The 16,513-nt window shown below is 59.4% G+C and carries 15 protein-coding genes; all 15 read left to right on the top strand.

What is annotated here, in order from left to right; all coding sequences use genetic code 11:
• The first annotated feature begins 12 nt into the window (after nucleotides 1–12).
• The 15 genes from QMK58_RS19880 (at nucleotide 13) to nuoF (ending at nucleotide 16,475) form a co-directional block, all read left to right on the top strand.
• On the top strand, nucleotides 13–2,238 hold the full coding sequence (locus QMK58_RS19880; protein WP_053161441.1) for an NADP-dependent isocitrate dehydrogenase: 2,226 nt from the start codon (nucleotides 13–15) through the stop codon (nucleotides 2,236–2,238).
• Nucleotides 2,239–2,434: 196 nt separating this feature from the next.
• Nucleotides 2,435–2,881 carry an NUDIX hydrolase gene (locus QMK58_RS19885; protein WP_053161442.1) on the top strand — a complete coding sequence of 149 codons (447 nt, stop codon included), beginning with the start codon at nucleotides 2,435–2,437 and terminating at the stop codon, nucleotides 2,879–2,881.
• A 59-nt stretch (nucleotides 2,882–2,940) separates the two neighbouring features.
• Entirely contained in the window at nucleotides 2,941–4,074 is a 1,134-nt protein-coding gene (gene mnmA, locus QMK58_RS19890) for a tRNA 2-thiouridine(34) synthase MnmA (RefSeq protein ID WP_053161443.1), read from the top strand.
• Nucleotides 4,071–4,694, top strand: coding sequence for a high frequency lysogenization protein HflD (gene hflD, locus QMK58_RS19895; RefSeq protein ID WP_053161444.1), 624 nt, complete (start codon nucleotides 4,071–4,073; stop codon nucleotides 4,692–4,694). Before mnmA ends, hflD begins: the two co-directional genes overlap by 4 nt.
• A 124-nt stretch (nucleotides 4,695–4,818) precedes the next feature.
• Entirely contained in the window at nucleotides 4,819–6,189 is a 1,371-nt protein-coding gene (gene purB, locus QMK58_RS19900) for an adenylosuccinate lyase (protein ID WP_007972090.1), read from the top strand.
• 86 nt (nucleotides 6,190–6,275) lie between these two features.
• The gene (locus QMK58_RS19905) at nucleotides 6,276–7,445 is read left to right on the top strand and encodes a cupin domain-containing protein (protein WP_053161445.1); all 1,170 of its coding nucleotides are present in this window, start codon (nucleotides 6,276–6,278) and stop codon (nucleotides 7,443–7,445) included.
• A complete protein-coding gene (locus QMK58_RS19910) occupies nucleotides 7,438–7,863 on the top strand; it encodes a GNAT family N-acetyltransferase (RefSeq protein ID WP_053161446.1) in 426 nt (141 codons plus the stop codon). Before QMK58_RS19905 ends, QMK58_RS19910 begins: the two co-directional genes overlap by 8 nt.
• A gap of 277 nt (nucleotides 7,864–8,140) precedes the next feature.
• A complete protein-coding gene (locus tag QMK58_RS19915) occupies nucleotides 8,141–8,902 on the top strand; it encodes a secretin N-terminal domain-containing protein (protein WP_053161447.1) in 762 nt (253 codons plus the stop codon).
• A gap of 472 nt (nucleotides 8,903–9,374) precedes the next feature.
• Nucleotides 9,375–10,700, top strand: coding sequence for an isocitrate lyase (gene aceA / locus QMK58_RS19920; RefSeq protein WP_034146910.1), 1,326 nt, complete (start codon nucleotides 9,375–9,377; stop codon nucleotides 10,698–10,700).
• A gap of 189 nt (nucleotides 10,701–10,889) precedes the next feature.
• Entirely contained in the window at nucleotides 10,890–11,033 is a 144-nt protein-coding gene (locus tag QMK58_RS19925; protein ID WP_320395302.1) for a hypothetical protein, read from the top strand.
• A 634-nt stretch (nucleotides 11,034–11,667) separates the two neighbouring features.
• On the top strand, nucleotides 11,668–12,081 hold the full coding sequence (locus tag QMK58_RS19930) for an NADH-quinone oxidoreductase subunit A (RefSeq protein ID WP_003223812.1): 414 nt from the start codon (nucleotides 11,668–11,670) through the stop codon (nucleotides 12,079–12,081).
• Between the two features lie 10 nt (nucleotides 12,082–12,091).
• The gene (locus QMK58_RS19935) at nucleotides 12,092–12,766 is read left to right on the top strand and encodes a NuoB/complex I 20 kDa subunit family protein (protein ID WP_007946424.1); all 675 of its coding nucleotides are present in this window, start codon (nucleotides 12,092–12,094) and stop codon (nucleotides 12,764–12,766) included.
• Between the two features lie 72 nt (nucleotides 12,767–12,838).
• Complete coding sequence (nuoC, locus tag QMK58_RS19940) at nucleotides 12,839–14,623, top strand: NADH-quinone oxidoreductase subunit C/D (RefSeq protein ID WP_053161448.1); 1,785 nt, start codon at nucleotides 12,839–12,841, stop codon at nucleotides 14,621–14,623.
• A gap of 2 nt (nucleotides 14,624–14,625) precedes the next feature.
• Nucleotides 14,626–15,123, top strand: coding sequence for an NADH-quinone oxidoreductase subunit NuoE (nuoE, locus tag QMK58_RS19945; protein WP_008020715.1), 498 nt, complete (start codon nucleotides 14,626–14,628; stop codon nucleotides 15,121–15,123).
• Nucleotides 15,120–16,475, top strand: a complete 1,356-nt coding sequence (nuoF, locus tag QMK58_RS19950; RefSeq protein WP_053161449.1) for an NADH-quinone oxidoreductase subunit NuoF — start codon at nucleotides 15,120–15,122, stop codon at nucleotides 16,473–16,475. The genes nuoE and nuoF overlap by 4 nt, the downstream gene beginning before the upstream one ends.
• The last annotated feature ends 38 nt before the right edge of the window (nucleotides 16,476–16,513 follow it).

Genomic DNA, 16,513 nt, shown 5'->3' on the forward strand with positions numbered 1-16,513 from the left:
GTTAATCCGAATATGCCCACCCGCTCGAAGATCATCTATACCTTCACCGACGAAGCTCCTGCCCTCGCCACCTATTCACTGTTGCCTATCGTAGAGGCTTTCACCGCCTCGGCTGATATCGCCGTGGAAACCCGCGATATCTCTCTTGCAGGGCGCATCCTGGCCAGCTTCCCCGAGCAACTGGGTGACAAAGCCGTAGCCGACCACCTCGCCGAACTGGGCGCTCTGGCCGTTACGCCTGAAGCCAACATCATCAAATTGCCAAACATCAGCGCCTCGGTTCCGCAACTGCAAGCCGCGATCAAAGAGCTGCAAGCTCAAGGCTTCGCACTGCCGGACTACCCTGAAACCGTCACCAGCGACGCCGACAAAGAAGCCAAGGCCCGCTACGACAAAATCAAGGGCAGCGCCGTGAACCCGGTTCTGCGCGAAGGCAACTCCGATCGCCGCGCTCCGCTGTCGGTCAAAAACTACGCTCGCAAGCACCCGCACAAAATGGGCGCCTGGGCCAAGGACTCCAAGTCCCACATCGCGCACATGAGCACCGGTGATTTCTACGGCAGCGAAAAAGCTGCCCTGATCGAAGCCGCTGACGCTGTGAAAATCGAGCTGATCGCTCAAGACGGCACCACCACCGTCCTGAAAGCAAAAACCACCGTACAAGCCGGTGAGATCCTCGATTGCGCGGTACTGAGCAAAAACGCCCTGCGCAGCTTCATCGCGGCCGAAATCGAAGACGCCAAGGCACAAGGCGTGCTGCTGTCGGTTCACCTGAAAGCCACCATGATGAAGGTCTCCGACCCGATCATGTTCGGCCAGATCGTTGCCGAGTTCTATAAAGACGCACTGACCAAGCACGCTGACGTGCTGGCACAGATCGGCTTCAACCTGAACAACGGCATCGGCGACCTGTACGCTCGCATCAAGGCCCTTCCGGCCGAGCAGCAAGCGCAGATCGAAGCTGACATTCAAGCGGTCTACGCTGTTCGTCCATCGCTGGCGATGGTCAACTCCGACAAAGGCATCACCAACCTGCACGTGCCGAGCGACGTCATCGTCGACGCCTCGATGCCAGCCATGATCCGTGACTCCGGCAAGATGTGGGGCACCGACGGCCAGCTGCACGACACCAAGGCTGTGATCCCGGATCGCTGCTACGCCACCATCTACCAGGCCGTGATCGAAGATTGCAAAGCCAACGGCGCGTTCGATCCGACCACCATGGGCAGCGTGCCGAACGTTGGCCTGATGGCGAAGAAAGCCGAAGAGTACGGTTCCCACGACAAGACTTTCCAGATCAAGGCTGACGGCGTTGTTCGCGTCACCGACAGCAAGGGCAACCTGCTGATGGAACAGTCGGTTGAAGCCGGCGACATCTTCCGCATGTGCCAGACCAAAGACGCGCCGATCCAGGACTGGGTCAAGCTGGCCGTCAACCGTGCTCGCGCAAGCAGCACTCCAGCGATTTTCTGGCTGGACCCGATGCGCGCCCACGACGGCGTAGTGATCGAGAAAGTTCAGGCTTACCTGAAGGATCACGACACTGCCGGTCTGGACATCCAGATCATGGCGCCGGTCGACGCAATGAAATTCACCCTGCAACGCACCCGCGACGGCAAGGACACCATCTCGGTGACCGGCAACGTTTTGCGCGACTACCTGACTGACCTGTTCCCGATCATGGAACTGGGCACCAGCGCCAAGATGCTGTCGATCGTGCCGCTGATGAACGGCGGTGGCCTGTTCGAAACCGGCGCTGGCGGTTCGGCACCGAAGCACGTTCAGCAGCTGCTGGAAGAAAACTTCCTGCGCTGGGATTCCCTGGGTGAGTTCCTGGCCCTGGCCGCCTCACTCGAGCACCTGGGCGTGAACTACAACAACCCCAAGGCGCTGGTTCTGGCCAAGACCCTGGATCAGGCCACTGGCCAGTTCCTGGACAACAACAAGTCGCCATCGCGCAAAGTCGGCAACATCGACAACCGCGGCAGCCACTTCTACCTGGCGCTGTACTGGGCTCAAGCCCTGGCTGCCCAGACCGAAGACGCGGCACTGCAAGCGCAGTTCGCGACCCTGGCCAAAACCCTGACCGAGAACGAGGCGACTATCGTTGCCGAACTCAACGCCGTTCAGGGCAAGCCAGTCGACATCGGCGGTTACTACCACGCCGACGCCGAGCTGATCAGCAAGGCCATGCGCCCGAGCGCGACCTTCAACGCGGCAGTTGCTGCGCTGGTGTAAGGTTGTAAGGGAACATCACAAACCCCGGCCCCGTGCCGGGGTTTGTGTTTGTGGGGATCTACGCCCCCCCCTTGCAGGAGCCGGCTTGCTGGCGATAGCGGTTTATCATTCATATCTTCGTTGACTGATACGCCGCTATCGCCAGCAAGCCGGCTCCTACAGGTTTGTATTTCAACATCAGAATTGAGGACATCTCATGGACTGGAAACCCCACATCACCGTCGCCACCATCGTCGAAGACAACGGCCGCTTCCTGATGGTCGAGGAGCTTAAGCACGGGCGAGTGGTACTCAACCAGCCCGCTGGCCACCTGGACCCGAACGAAACCCTCACCGAGGCCGCTGTGCGCGAAACCCTCGAAGAAACCGGCTGGGATGTCGAAGCAACCGGCGTCGTAGGTATTTACCTCTACACCGCCCCGAGCAACGGCGTGACCTACCAGCGGGTCTGCTTCATTGCCAAACCACTGAAACACCACCCCGATTACCAACTGGACGACGGCATCGTCGGGGCCAAGTGGTTGACCCGTGAGGAATTAATCGAGCAGCGCGACACCTGGCGCAGCGAGCTGATCATCCGTTGCATCGACGACTATCTGGCAGGCCCACACTTTGGCCTCGAATTGATCCGCCCTTCTCTTTAGCCATGCAGGCTCCAGCCTGATAGAATCGCGTCCTTTTTCAAGACACTCATTAAATCCCTATGCGTGATCCAGCCCCTTCTGACACACAAAAGAAGCGCGTCATTGTCGGCATGTCCGGCGGCGTGGACTCTTCCGTTTCTGCCCTCCTGCTGATCGAGCAGGGTTATGAGGTGGAAGGCCTGTTCATGAAGAACTGGGAAGAAGACGATGGAACGGAATACTGCACCGCCATGGACGACCTGGCGGACGCCCAGGCCGTGTGCGACAAGATTGGCATCAAGCTGCACACCGCCAATTTCGCCGCCGAGTACTGGGACAACGTATTCGAGCACTTCCTGGCCGAATACAAGGCCGGACGCACGCCGAACCCGGACATCCTGTGCAACCGCGAGATCAAGTTCAAGGCGTTCCTCGACTACGCCATGGTGCTTGGCGCCGACCTGATCGCCACCGGCCACTACGTGCGTCGCCGCGACATCGACGGCCGTACCGAACTGCTCAAGGGCCTGGACCCGAACAAGGACCAGAGCTACTTCCTGCACGCCGTGGGCGGAGAGCAGATCGCCAAGACCCTGTTCCCGGTCGGTGAGCTGGAAAAACCGCAGGTTCGTGCGATTGCCGAGAAATACGAGCTGGCGACCGCCAAGAAAAAGGATTCCACCGGAATCTGCTTTATCGGTGAACGCCGCTTCAGCGACTTCCTCAAGCAGTACCTGCCAGCGCAACCGGGCGAAATCAAGACCACCGAAGGCGAAATCATCGGTCGTCACCACGGCTTGATGTACCACACCATCGGCCAGCGACAGGGCCTGGGCATTGGCGGCTTGAAAGACGCCAGCGACGAGCCGTGGTACGTGCTGATCAAGGACCTGGAACACAACGAACTGATCGTTGGCCAGGGCAATGATCACCCATGGCTGTTCTCTCGCGCCCTGCTCGCCTCAGACATCTACTGGGTCAACCCGATCGACCTGAGCCAGCCGCGCAAGCTGACCGCCAAGGTTCGTTATCGCCAGAGTGACCAGCCGTGCACCCTGGAAAAAACCGCCAGCGGATATCGCGCGGTTTTTGATGATCCACAACGCGCGGTCACACCAGGCCAGTCCGTGGTGTTCTACGACGGTGAAATCTGCCTCGGTGGCGGCGTGATCGAAGTTGCAGAGCCGTGGACGAGCAAGGGCCAGGCCATATGAACCCCATTCAGGAGCAATTGACAGCATTGGGCGGCGTGTTTCTCGCCGCCGTGCTGGTGGACAGGATCGCCAAGACCGGCCAGACCAACGAGGCGGGCCTGACCTGCATGCTCGGCAGCCTGCTGATTCGCGACCCCAAGGACACGCTGGAAGTCTATGGTGGCGACGACATCAACCTGCGCGAAGGCTATCGCGCCCTGATCGGCGCTCTCGAACGCGACCCGAGCGCCCTGCAGCGCGAACCACTGCGCTATGCCTTGGCGATGCTCGGTCTTGAGCGTCAGCTGGCCAAGCGCGACGACATGCTCGAAGTGATCGGCAAACGCCTGCCGCAGATTCAGTCCCAGGTCGAACATTTCGGCCCGGCCCACGAAAACGTGATCGCCGCGTGCGGCGCGCTGTATCAGGACACCTTGAGCACCCTGCGCCAACGCATCCAGGTCCACGGCGACATGCGCAATCTGCAACAACCGAGCAACGCCTCGAAAATTCGCGCCCTGCTGCTCGCCGGCATTCGTTCTGCCCGCCTTTGGCGGCAATTGGGGGGGCATCGCTGGCAGCTGGTGATCAGTCGCCGCAAATTGCTCAAAGAGCTTTACCCGTTGATGCGTAACGAATAACTCGCATCGAAAGACCCGAACCAAGCAATACGCGTAATACGCCGGTCAGTTGGCGACGGACCGGCGGATTTTTTCATGTATGATACGCGCCCCATTTCGTTGCCCGACTGTCCGAGAACACCCCATGCAGCTTTCTTCGCTCACTGCGGTTTCCCCTGTTGACGGCCGCTACGCCGGCAAAACCCAGGCCCTGCGCCCAATTTTCAGCGAGTACGGCCTGATCCGTGCCCGCGTTCTGGTTGAAGTGCGCTGGCTCCAGCGCCTGGCCGCTCACCCTGCCATCAGCGAAGTGCCGGCGTTCTCCGCCGAAGCCAACGCTGTGCTCAATACCCTGGCGGAAAACTTCTCTCTGGAGCACGCCGAGCGTGTCAAGGAGATCGAGCGCACCACCAACCACGACGTCAAAGCCATCGAATACCTGCTCAAAGAGCAAGCGGCCAAGCTGCCGGAACTGGCCAAGGTCAGCGAGTTCATCCACTTTGCCTGCACCAGCGAGGACATCAACAACCTGTCCCACGCCCTGATGCTGCGCGAAGGCCGCGATGATGTGATGCTGCCGCTGATGCGCCAGACCGCCAACGCCATCCGCGAACTGGCCATCCGCTTCGCCGACGTGCCAATGCTGTCGCGCACCCACGGTCAACCGGCCTCGCCGACCACCCTGGGCAAAGAACTGGCGAACGTGGTTTACCGTCTGGAGCGCCAGATCGCTCAAGTCGCTGCCGTGCCGCTGCTGGGCAAGATCAACGGCGCTGTCGGCAACTACAACGCGCACCTGTCGGCCTACCCCGAGATCGACTGGGAAGCCAACGCCCGCGCCTTCATCGAAGACGAGCTGGGCCTGGGCTTCAACCCGTACACCACGCAGATCGAACCGCACGACTACATTGCCGAGCTGTTCGACGCGATTGCACGCTTCAACACCATCCTGATCGACTTCGACCGCGACATCTGGGGCTACATCTCCCTGGGTTATTTCAAGCAGCGCACCATCGCTGGCGAAATCGGCTCGTCGACCATGCCACACAAGGTCAACCCGATCGACTTCGAAAACTCCGAAGGCAACCTGGGTATCGCCAACGCACTGTTCCAGCACCTGGCGAGCAAACTGCCAATCTCCCGCTGGCAGCGCGACCTGACCGACTCCACCGTGCTGCGCAACCTCGGCGTCGGCTTTGCCCACAGCGTGATCGCGTACGAAGCCAGCCTCAAAGGCATCAGCAAACTGGAGCTCAACGAGCAAAAGATTGCCGCTGACCTGGACGCTTGCTGGGAAGTATTGGCCGAGCCGATCCAGACCGTGATGCGTCGCTACAACATCGAAAACCCGTACGAAAAGCTGAAAGAACTGACCCGCGGCAAGGGCATCAGCCCCGAAGCGTTGCAAACTTTCATCGACGGCCTGGACATGCCGGCCGCCGCCAAGGCTGAGCTGAAATTGCTCACCCCGGCGAACTACATCGGTAACGCTGTAGAGCAAGCCAAACGCATCTGATCGACCGCTAGACCCCTTTAAGACGCCCGGCCGCGCCGGGCGTTTTTATTCCCGTATGGAAAGTGCTTTTTTTCAATAGGTTACACATGAATCCTGACATTCCTCTGCAACTTCTGGGCGGTATCACGGCACGCGAGTTCCTGCGCGACTACTGGCAGAAAAAACCCCTGCTGATCCGCCAGGCGATTCCTGATTTCGAGAGCCCGATCGACGCCGACGAACTGGCCGGCCTGGCACTGGAAGAAGAAGTCGAATCGCGACTGATCATCGAAAATGGCGAGCGCCCATGGGAATTGCGTCGCGGCCCATTTGCCGAAGATGAATTCAGCAAGCTGCCGGAACGTGACTGGACCCTGCTGGTTCAAGCCGTTGACCAGTTCGTACCGGAAGTCAGCGAGCTGCTGGAAAATTTCCGCTTTCTGCCAAGCTGGCGCATCGACGACGTCATGATCAGTTTCGCCGCCCCAGGTGGCAGTGTCGGTCCACACTTTGACAACTACGACGTGTTCCTGTTGCAAGGCCATGGCAAGCGCAACTGGAAGATCGGCCAGATGTGCGACTCCGAAAGCCCGCTGCTGCAACACGCGGACCTGCGAATCCTCGCTGAATTCGAAGCCACCGATGAGTGGGTTCTGGAACCGGGCGACATGCTGTACCTGCCACCACGCCTGGCTCACTGCGGCGTGGCCGTCGACGACTGCCTGACCTACTCGGTCGGTTTCCGCGCTCCAAGCGCTGCTGAAGTGTTGACCCACTTCACCGACTTCCTCAGCCAGTTTCTGCCGGACGAAGAGCGCTACACGGACGCCGACGCGCAGCCTGCGACCGATCCACACCAGATCCAGCATGACGCACTCGACCGCTTGAAAAGCCTGCTGGCCGAGCACATGAGCGACGAGCGCCTGCTGCTGACCTGGTTCGGCCAATTCATGACCGAGCCGCGTTACCCTGAGCTGGTAGTTGGCCCGGAAGACATCGCAGAAGACGACGTCCTGAGCGCACTGGAAGAAGGCGCGGTACTGATCCGCAATCCGAGCGCACGCCTGGCCTGGTCTGAAGTCGATGACGACCTGCTGCTGTTCGCCAGCGGCCAGAGCCGTTATCTGCCGGGCAAACTGCGCGAACTGCTGAAGATGATCTGCGCCGCCGACGCGCTGCACGTCGACAACCTGGGTGCATGGCTGAGCGACGAAGACGGCCGCGGCCTGCTGTGTGAACTGGTCAAGCAGGGAAGCCTGGGGTTCGCCGATGAATAAGATTCACGTACGTGTCGCAAACTGGCAGAAGGACAACACCGAGATCCGGCGCATTCGTGAGACGGTGTTCGTTGCCGAGCAATCCGTTCCGCCAGAATTGGAATGGGACGCTGATGACATTGATGCAGTGCATTTTCTCGCCTACGAAGGCGACTTTCCGATTGGCACCGCCCGCCTGCTGCCCGACGGTCATGTCGGCCGGGTATCGGTGCTCAAGGACTGGCGCGGCTTGAAGGTCGGCGATGCACTGATGCAAGCGGTCATCGGTGAAGCCGAAGAGCGTGGACTGAAGCAGCAGATGCTGAGCGCCCAGGTGCAGGCTACGGCGTTCTATGAGCGCCTGGGCTTTCATATGGTCAGCGAAGAGTTCCTGGAAGCAGGGATTCCGCACGTAGACATGGTTCGCCATTCTGCTTAAGACCTTGTGGCGAGGGAGCTTGCTCCCTCGCCACAAAAGCTGCATGCAAACATCACAAAACGCCCCGCCATCTTCGGATGCCGGGGCGTTTTGCTGTCTACCATTCAACTTGCCCCATCCAAGGCCGACAAACTGGCACTATCAACACCTGTAGGAGTGAGCTTGCTCGCGATGAACTTGAGGGCGCCGCATTCTTTCCAGACAACGCGCGATATCGTTCACGCCCATCGCGAGCAAGCTCGCTCCTACACACACCACAAAGTCGGAGATAACGGATATGTCCCTACGCACCCTGCTCACCACCCTACTGGTGACCTGCAGTTTTTCGGTCATGGCAGCCACCGAAATCGTGCCCCTGAACTACCAGACCAGTGCAAATCTGCTGCCGGTGGCGCAGGATTTCATCGGCAAGGACGGCCAAGTCAGCGCTTACGGCAATCAACTCATCGTCAATGCCGATCAACGCAAGATCGACGAACTTAAAGCCCTTATTTCGCAACTCGATACCGCACCCAAGCGCCTGCTGATCACGGTCGACACCAGCGACAGCAACGCTCAGGGTGATCAGGGTTACTCAGTGAACGGCACCAAGCCAAGCCAGACCCGCATCATCAGTTACAGCACCGACAGTCGTGACGGTGGCACCCAGCAAGTGCAGGCCAGTGAAGGCACACCCGCACTGATCCAGGTCGGCCAAAGCGTGCCGCTGACCAGTTCGCAGACCGACTCCTACGGCGACCTGCGCAGTCAGACCGAATACCGCAACGTCACACAAGGTTTCTACGTCACCGCAAACGTCACCGGCGATATCGTCCACCTGTCCATCAGCACCAACCGTGACCGCATGAGCCAGGAACGCCCCGATGTAGTGAACGTGCAAAGCACCGACACAACCGTCACCGGTCGCCTTGGTGAGTGGATCCTGCTGGCCGGGGTAAATGGCCAGACACAAGCCGACAAACAGGGCATGAGCCGCAGCTACGCGACCCAAAGCCGCGACGACATGACCTTGCGGGTAAAAGTCGACACCCTGGACTAAAGCACCAAAAACTGACTGAGGAGTCGTATTAGACCAAAGATGTAGTGCTTGAAAAAAAGCACTACAAAACGTTTGACGAGGCAAAAAAGCGAAGGCATGATGGCCTCGCTCCCGCTAATCAGAGGCCCTGGCAAGGGCCTTCGAGGCGATGTTCGCAACTACCCCGCGAACCGCTTCGTGTCTGTACCGCCTACAAGGTGTGTTTGACGAGGTTGTCGACTGGAACGAAGTTGTCCCGAGGGACGGAAGCGTAATAGGTAACCCGGCACCACACTGATGTTCGTACCAAGGCCCACGACGCCCGAATGCGCCCGCAGTCAGCCTTTACCTGCTCACTTCCCCTCGAGCCCATCGTTCATCCCGTCGCCCTCCCCGCCGGACCCGACCTGACCCCCAAGCTTCTGGTCAGCGAGCGCAGGAATTTTCCACCGCACTACAACTTTTCATAAAAGACGCGACGAGGTTTATCTCCATGGCACTGACACGCGAACAGCAAATTGCAGCCCTCGAAAAAGACTGGGCTGAAAACCCGCGCTGGAAAGGCGTGACACGCACTTACTCCGCTGCTGACGTCGTCCGTCTGCGTGGCTCGGTTCAACCTGAGCACACCTTTGCAAAAATGGGCGCCGAGAAGCTGTGGAACCTGGTCACCCAGGGTGCCAAGCCTGCCTTCCGCCCTGAGAAAGATTTCGTCAACTGCATGGGCGCCCTGACCGGCGGCCAGGCTGTACAACAAGTCAAAGCCGGTATCCAGGCCATCTACCTGTCGGGCTGGCAAGTGGCTGCGGACAACAACTCCGCCGAATCGATGTACCCGGACCAGTCGCTGTACCCGGTGGACTCGGTTCCAACCGTGGTCAAGCGCATCAACAACTCGTTCCGTCGTGCCGACCAGATCCAGTGGAAAGCCGGCAAGAACCCGGGCGACGACGGCTACATCGACTACTTCGCGCCAATCGTTGCTGACGCTGAAGCCGGTTTCGGCGGCGTACTGAACGCTTACGAGCTGATGAAGAGCATGATCGAAGCAGGCGCCGCTGGCGTTCACTTCGAAGACCAACTGGCCTCCGTGAAAAAATGCGGCCACATGGGCGGCAAGGTACTGGTTCCTACCCAGGAAGCCGTACAGAAGCTGACCGCTGCCCGTCTGGCAGCTGACGTTGCCGGTACTCCGACCATCATCCTGGCCCGTACCGACGCCAACGCTGCTGACCTGCTGACTTCGGACTGCGACCCGTACGACCAGCCATTCGTGACCGGCGAACGTACCCAGGAAGGCTTCTACAAAGTACGCGCTGGCCTGGACCAGGCAATCGCCCGCGGCCTGGCTTACGCTCCGTACGCCGACCTGATCTGGTGCGAAACTGCCAAGCCAGACCTGGACGAGGCTCGTCGCTTCGCTGAAGCGATCAAGAAGGAATACCCGGACCAACTGCTGTCGTACAACTGCTCGCCTTCCTTCAACTGGAAGAAAAACCTGGACGACGCGACCATCGCCAAGTTCCAGCGCGAACTGTCAGCCATGGGTTACAAGCACCAGTTCATCACCCTGGCCGGCATTCACAACATGTGGCACAGCATGTTCAACCTGGCGCACGACTACGCCCGCAACGACATGACTGCCTACGTGAAGCTGCAAGAGCAGGAATTCGCTGACGCTTCCAAGGGTTACACCTTCGTGGCGCACCAGCAGGAAGTGGGCACCGGCTACTTCGACGACATGACCACCGTGATCCAGGGTGGCTCGTCCTCGGTAACCGCACTGACCGGTTCGACTGAAGAAGAACAGTTCCACTGATCTGCTTCGCTTGAGTAAACGGCCGCTGCGGACCGAGTAGAAACCGCAACGCCGCACATCTGACGCCCCGACTGGTTCGGGGCGTTTTTTTGCCTGCGATTCCAAAAACACTGCAAAACCCTGTCGGAGCGAGCCTGCTCGCGATGACCCTGAGGACGCCGCAGGGTATCCGCCCCCCCAGCGTCATCGTTGACCACCATCGCGAGCAGGCTCGCTCCTACAGGGGACGGTGGTGGGACCGGCTACTTCGACGACATGACCACCGTGATCCAGGGTGGCTCGTCCTCGGTAACCGCACTGACCGGTTCGACCGAAGAGGAACAGTTCCACTGATCTGCTTCGCTTGAGTAAACGGCAGCTGCGGACCGACTAGAAACCGCAGCGCCGCACATCTGACGCCCCGACTGGTTCGGGGCGTTTTTTTGCCTGCGATTTCACCGTCCCTTGTAGGAGCAGGCTTGCCAGCGAAGAGGCCCGAAAGCCATGCACTGAATCAACGGACGCCTTCGCTGGCAAGCCAGCTCCTACAGGTTATGCGTCACAATCACGATCACTGCCCGCTCGAAATCATTTTTCCAGAGCGCTGCGGCTGTCAGAAAAATCCGCTAAAACGCTCACCGTCTCTACTTGCAGTAACGCTCATATAAGACAACTTTCCGAGCGCCCGAACGACAAGCAGTTTAAAAACCGACACAAACACTATTGATTATCATTTAGCGCAAACTATGTTCGTTACATTCCCAACAAAACATAATTCACGAAATGCCGGCTAATGCCCAAGGTGCAAGGCCTGTGGGGGGTTTCCAGTGCGCTATGTCCTTATTCCTATAATAAATTTCGCCATAGGAATTTTACTTGCTGGGTGTTTAGCCATAAAATCAGCGGGATTGATTGCTGCGACATATCGTCACTGCGTTGTTACTTTTTCAAGCTCAGAGACCTTTGCTCTCTGTTAAGGATTACCAGCATGCCCGAAGCGACAGGACTCATGGCCCACAACTGGGGCTTTGCCATTTTCCTTCTAGGCGTCGTCGGCCTCTGCGCCTTCATGCTGGGCGTCTCCAGCCTCCTTGGGTCAAAAGCCTGGGGCCGCAGCAAAAACGAACCGTTCGAGTCCGGCATGCTACCTACAGGTGGCGCCCGCTTGCGGCTCTCAGCCAAATTCTATCTGGTCGCGATGCTCTTCGTGATCTTCGATATCGAAGCCCTCTTTCTCTTTGCATGGTCTGTGTCCGTCCGCGAAAGCGGCTGGACCGGATTCGTCGAAGCTCTCGTTTTCATAGCAATTCTGTTGGCAGGCCTTGTCTACCTATTCCGAGTGGGCGCCCTTGACTGGGCTCCGGAAGCTCGGCGCAAGCGGCAAGCGAAGCTGAAACAATGAGGCTTTGGCAATGCAATACAATCTCACCAGGATCGACCCCGATGCTCCTAACGAGCAGTATCCGATTGGCGAACGGGAAACCGTTTCCGATCCGTTAGAAGATCAAGTCCACAAAAACATTTTCATGGGCAAGCTCGAAGACGTGCTTAACGGCACGATCAACTGGGGACGCAAGAACTCCCTGTGGCCGTATAACTTCGGTCTTTCGTGCTGCTACGTGGAAATGACCACCGCCTTCACGGCGCCCCACGACATCGCGCGCTTTGGCGCCGAGGTTATCCGGGCATCGCCGCGTCAGGCGGATTTCATGGTTATCGCCGGTACCTGCTTCATCAAGATGGCGCCGATCATTCAGCGTCTCTACGAGCAAATGCTCGAGCCTAAATGGGTCATCTCCATGGGTTCGTGCGCCAACTCCGGTGGCATGTACGACATCTACTCGGTCGTTCAAGGGGTGGACAAGTTCCTGCCCGTGGACGTCTACGTGCCTGGCTGCCCACCCCGCCCTGAAGCTTTTCTGCAAGGCTTGATGCTGTTGCAGGAGTCGATTGGCCAGGAGCGTCGTCCACTTTCCTGGGTCGTTGGCGATCAAGGCGTTTATCGCGCCGAGATGCCTTCCGAAAAGGAAAAGCGCCGCGAACAGCGTATCGCAGTCACCAACCTGCGCAGCCCCGACGAAGTCTGATCCAGATCTGCTTCTTTAATAGAACGAGAAACTGGCTTCATTCTTTACGTTGACCGAAAGCGATAAATAACCATGACTACAGGCAGTGCTCTGTACATCCCGCCTTACAAGGCAGACGACCAGGATGTGGTCGTCGAACTGAACAACCGTTTTGGCCCGGAGGCGTTCACCGCCCAGCCTACCCGCACCGGCATGCCGGTGCTTTGGGTTGCCCGTGCCAAACTCGTCGAAGTCCTGACCTTCCTGCGCAACCTGCCCAAGCCGTACGTCATGCTCTATGACCTGCACGGCGTGGACGAGCGTCTGCGCACCAAGCGTCAAGGGCTGCCAAGCGGCGCCGACTTCTCCGTGTTCTACCACTTGATGTCGATCGAGCGTAACAGCGACGTCATGATCAAGGTCGCGCTGTCCGAAAGCGATCTCAGTCTGCCGACCGTCACCAGCATCTGGCCGAACGCCAACTGGTACGAGCGCGAAGTCTGGGACATGTACGGCATCGACTTCAAAGGCCACCCGCACCTGACGCGCATCATGATGCCGCCGACCTGGGAAGGTCACCCGCTGCGCAAGGACTTCCCGGCCCGTGCCACCGAGTTCGATCCGTTCAGCCTGACGCTGGCCAAGCAACAGCTCGAGGAAGAAGCCGCGCGCTTCAAGCCTGAAGACTGGGGCATGAAGCGTTCCGGCCCGAACGAGGACTACATGTTCCTCAACCTCGGCCCGAACCACCCTTCGGCGCACGGTGCATTCCGCATCATCCTGCAGCTGGACGGTGAAGAGATCGTCGATTGCGTTCCGGACATCGGTTACCACCACCGTGGTGCCGAGAAGATGGCCGAGCGTCAGTCCTGGCACAGCTTCATCCCGTACACCGACCGTATCGACTACCTCGGCGGCGTGATGAACAACCTGCCGTACGTGCTCTCGGTCGAGAAGCTGGCCGGCATCAAGGTGCCGGAGAAGGTCGACGTCATCCGCATCATGATGGCCGAATTCTTCCGGATCACCAGCCACCTGTTGTTCCTGGGGACCTACATCCAGGACGTCGGCGCCATGACCCCGGTGTTCTTCACCTTCACCGACCGCCAGAAGGCGTACACGGTGATCGAAGCCATTACCGGTTTCCGTCTGCACCCGGCCTGGTACCGCATCGGTGGTGTCGCCCACGACCTGCCTCGTGGCTGGGAAAAACTGGTTAAAGACTTCGTCGAGTGGATGCCAAAGCGTCTGGACGAATACCAGAAAGCCGCACTGGACAACAGCATCCTGCGTGGCCGGACCATCGGCGTCGCCGCCTACAACACCAAAGAGGCCCTGGAATGGGGCGTCACCGGTGCCGGCCTGCGTTCGACCGGTTGCGATTTCGACCTGCGTAAAGCGCGTCCGTACTCGGGCTACGAGAACTTCGAATTCGAAGTGCCGCTGGCCGCCAATGGCGATGCCTATGACCGTTGCATCGTGCGCGTCGAAGAAATGCGCCAGAGCATCAAGATCATCGACCAGTGCATGCGCAACATGCCGGAAGGCCCGTACAAGGCGGATCACCCGCTGACCACGCCGCCGCCGAAAGAGCGCACCCTGCAGCACATCGAAACCTTGATCACGCACTTCCTGCAAGTTTCGTGGGGCCCGGTCATGCCGGCCAACGAATCCTTCCAGATGATCGAAGCGACCAAGGGCATCAACAGTTATTACCTGACGAGCGATGGCGGCACCATGAGCTACCGCACCCGGATTCGTACCCCAAGCTTCCCGCACTTGCAGCAGATCCCTTCGGTGATCAAAGGCAGCATGGTCGCGGATTTGATTGCGTACCTGGGTAGTATCGATTTCGTTATGGCCGACGTGGACCGCTAAGCATGAACAGCACGCTTATCCAGACAGACCGTTTCACCTTGAGTGAAACCGAGCGCTCGGCCATCGAGCACGAGTTGCATCACTACGAAGACCCGCGCGCGGCGTCGATCGAAGCCCTGAAGATCGTCCAGAAGGAACGTGGCTGGGTGCCGGACGGCGCTCTGTACGCCATCGGCGAGATCCTCGGCATCCCGGCGAGCGACGTTGAAGGCGTGGCGACGTTCTACAGCCAGATCTTCCGTCAGCCAGTGGGCCGTCACATCATTCGCGTCTGCGACAGCATGGTCTGCTACATCGGCGGCCACGAGTCCGTGGTCAGCGAAATCCAGAGCAAGCTCGGCATCGGCCTGGGTCAAACCACCGCCGACGGTCGTTTCACCCTGCTGCCGGTCTGCTGCCTCGGCAACTGCGACAAGGCGCCGGCGTTGATGATCGACGACGACACGTTCGGTGATGTGCAGCCAGCAGGCGTTGCCAAATTGCTCGAGGGCTACGTATGACCCTGACTTCTTTCGGTCCGGCCAACCGCATCAAGCGTTCGGCCGAGACTCATCCGCTGACCTGGCGTCTGCGTGACGACGGCGAAGCCGTGTGGCTCGACGAGTACCAGGCCAAGAACGGTTATGCCGCTGCACGCAAGGCTTTCGCCGACATGGCTCAGGACGACATCGTCCAGACCGTGAAAGACGCAGGCCTCAAGGGCCGTGGCGGTGCAGGCTTCCCCACTGGCGTTAAGTGGGGCCTGATGCCCAAGGACGAATCCATCAACATCCGCTACCTGCTGTGCAACGCGGATGAAATGGAGCCGAACACCTGGAAAGACCGCATGCTGATGGAGCAACTGCCCCATCTGCTGATCGAAGGCATGCTGATCAGTGCTCGCGCGCTGAAAACCTACCGTGGCTACATCTTCCTGCGTGGCGAATACACCACCGCCGCCAAGCACCTGAACCGTGCCGTGGAAGAAGCCAAGGCGGCGGGCCTGCTGGGCAAGAACATTCTGGGCAGCGGCTTCGATTTCGAGCTGTTCGTCCACACCGGTGCCGGGCGTTACATCTGCGGTGAAGAAACCGCACTGATCAACTCCCTCGAAGGCCGCCGCGCCAACCCGCGCTCCAAGCCGCCCTTCCCTGCCGCCGTAGGCGTGTGGGGCAAGCCGACTTGCGTGAACAACGTTGAAACCCTGTGCAACGTGCCGGCGATCATTGCCGACGGCGTGGACTGGTACAAATCGTTGGCTCGTGAAGGCAGCGAAGACATGGGCACCAAGCTCATGGGCTTTTCCGGCAAGGTCAAGAACCCGGGCCTGTGGGAACTGCCGTTCGGCGTCACCGGTCGCGAGCTGTTCGAAGACTACGCCGGCGGCATGCGCGACGGTTACACGCTCAAGTGCTGGCAGCCTGGCGGCGCCGGTACCGGTTTCCTGTTGCCGGAACACCTGGACGCACAAATGTACGCCGGCGGCATCGCCAAAGTAGGCACCCGTATGGGTACCGGCCTGGCCATGGCGGTGGACGACAGCGTCAACATGGTGTCCCTGCTGCGCAACATGGAGCAGTTCTTCGCCCGCGAATCCTGTGGTTTCTGCACCCCGTGCCGCGATGGCTTGCCATGGAGCGTCAAGCTCCTGATGGCCATCGAGAACGGTGAAGGCCAGCCCGGCGACATCGAGACCCTGCTGGGTCTGGTCGGTTTCCTCGGCCCAGGCAAAACCTTCTGTGCTCACGCACCGGGCGCCGTGGAGCCGTTGGGCAGCGCAATCAAATACTTCCGTCCTGAGTTCGAAGCCGGTATCGCGCCTGTCAGCGCCGCCGTCCCGCCTCTGGCAAGGCCGATCGTAGTCGGCGCGTAAACGCTTAAAAAAGGCGAAGGGTCCGTGCCCTTCGCTTT

The organism is Pseudomonas sp. P8_241, assembly GCF_034008315.1.
In the GTDB taxonomy this organism is placed as follows: domain Bacteria; phylum Pseudomonadota; class Gammaproteobacteria; order Pseudomonadales; family Pseudomonadaceae; genus Aquipseudomonas.

What these genes read in the sequence shown, in the direction of transcription:
- QMK58_RS19915 (WP_053161447.1), top strand. Translation starts at nt 8,141, where the DNA reads ATGTCCCTACGCACCCTGCTCACCACCCTACTGGTGACCTGCAGTTTT.
- QMK58_RS19910 (WP_053161446.1), top strand. Translation starts at nt 7,438, where the DNA reads ATGAATAAGATTCACGTACGTGTCGCAAACTGGCAGAAGGACAACACC.
- QMK58_RS19880 (WP_053161441.1), top strand. Translation starts at nt 13, where the DNA reads ATGCCCACCCGCTCGAAGATCATCTATACCTTCACCGACGAAGCTCCT.
- QMK58_RS19905 (WP_053161445.1), top strand. Translation starts at nt 6,276, where the DNA reads ATGAATCCTGACATTCCTCTGCAACTTCTGGGCGGTATCACGGCACGC.
- hflD (WP_053161444.1), top strand. Translation starts at nt 4,071, where the DNA reads ATGAACCCCATTCAGGAGCAATTGACAGCATTGGGCGGCGTGTTTCTC.
- nuoE (WP_008020715.1), top strand. Translation starts at nt 14,626, where the DNA reads ATGAACAGCACGCTTATCCAGACAGACCGTTTCACCTTGAGTGAAACC.
- QMK58_RS19885 (WP_053161442.1), top strand. Translation starts at nt 2,435, where the DNA reads ATGGACTGGAAACCCCACATCACCGTCGCCACCATCGTCGAAGACAAC.
- QMK58_RS19930 (WP_003223812.1), top strand. Translation starts at nt 11,668, where the DNA reads ATGCCCGAAGCGACAGGACTCATGGCCCACAACTGGGGCTTTGCCATT.
- nuoF (WP_053161449.1), top strand. Translation starts at nt 15,120, where the DNA reads ATGACCCTGACTTCTTTCGGTCCGGCCAACCGCATCAAGCGTTCGGCC.
- purB (WP_007972090.1), top strand. Translation starts at nt 4,819, where the DNA reads ATGCAGCTTTCTTCGCTCACTGCGGTTTCCCCTGTTGACGGCCGCTAC.
- mnmA (WP_053161443.1), top strand. Translation starts at nt 2,941, where the DNA reads ATGCGTGATCCAGCCCCTTCTGACACACAAAAGAAGCGCGTCATTGTC.
- QMK58_RS19935 (WP_007946424.1), top strand. Translation starts at nt 12,092, where the DNA reads ATGCAATACAATCTCACCAGGATCGACCCCGATGCTCCTAACGAGCAG.
- aceA (WP_034146910.1), top strand. Translation starts at nt 9,375, where the DNA reads ATGGCACTGACACGCGAACAGCAAATTGCAGCCCTCGAAAAAGACTGG.
- nuoC (WP_053161448.1), top strand. Translation starts at nt 12,839, where the DNA reads ATGACTACAGGCAGTGCTCTGTACATCCCGCCTTACAAGGCAGACGAC.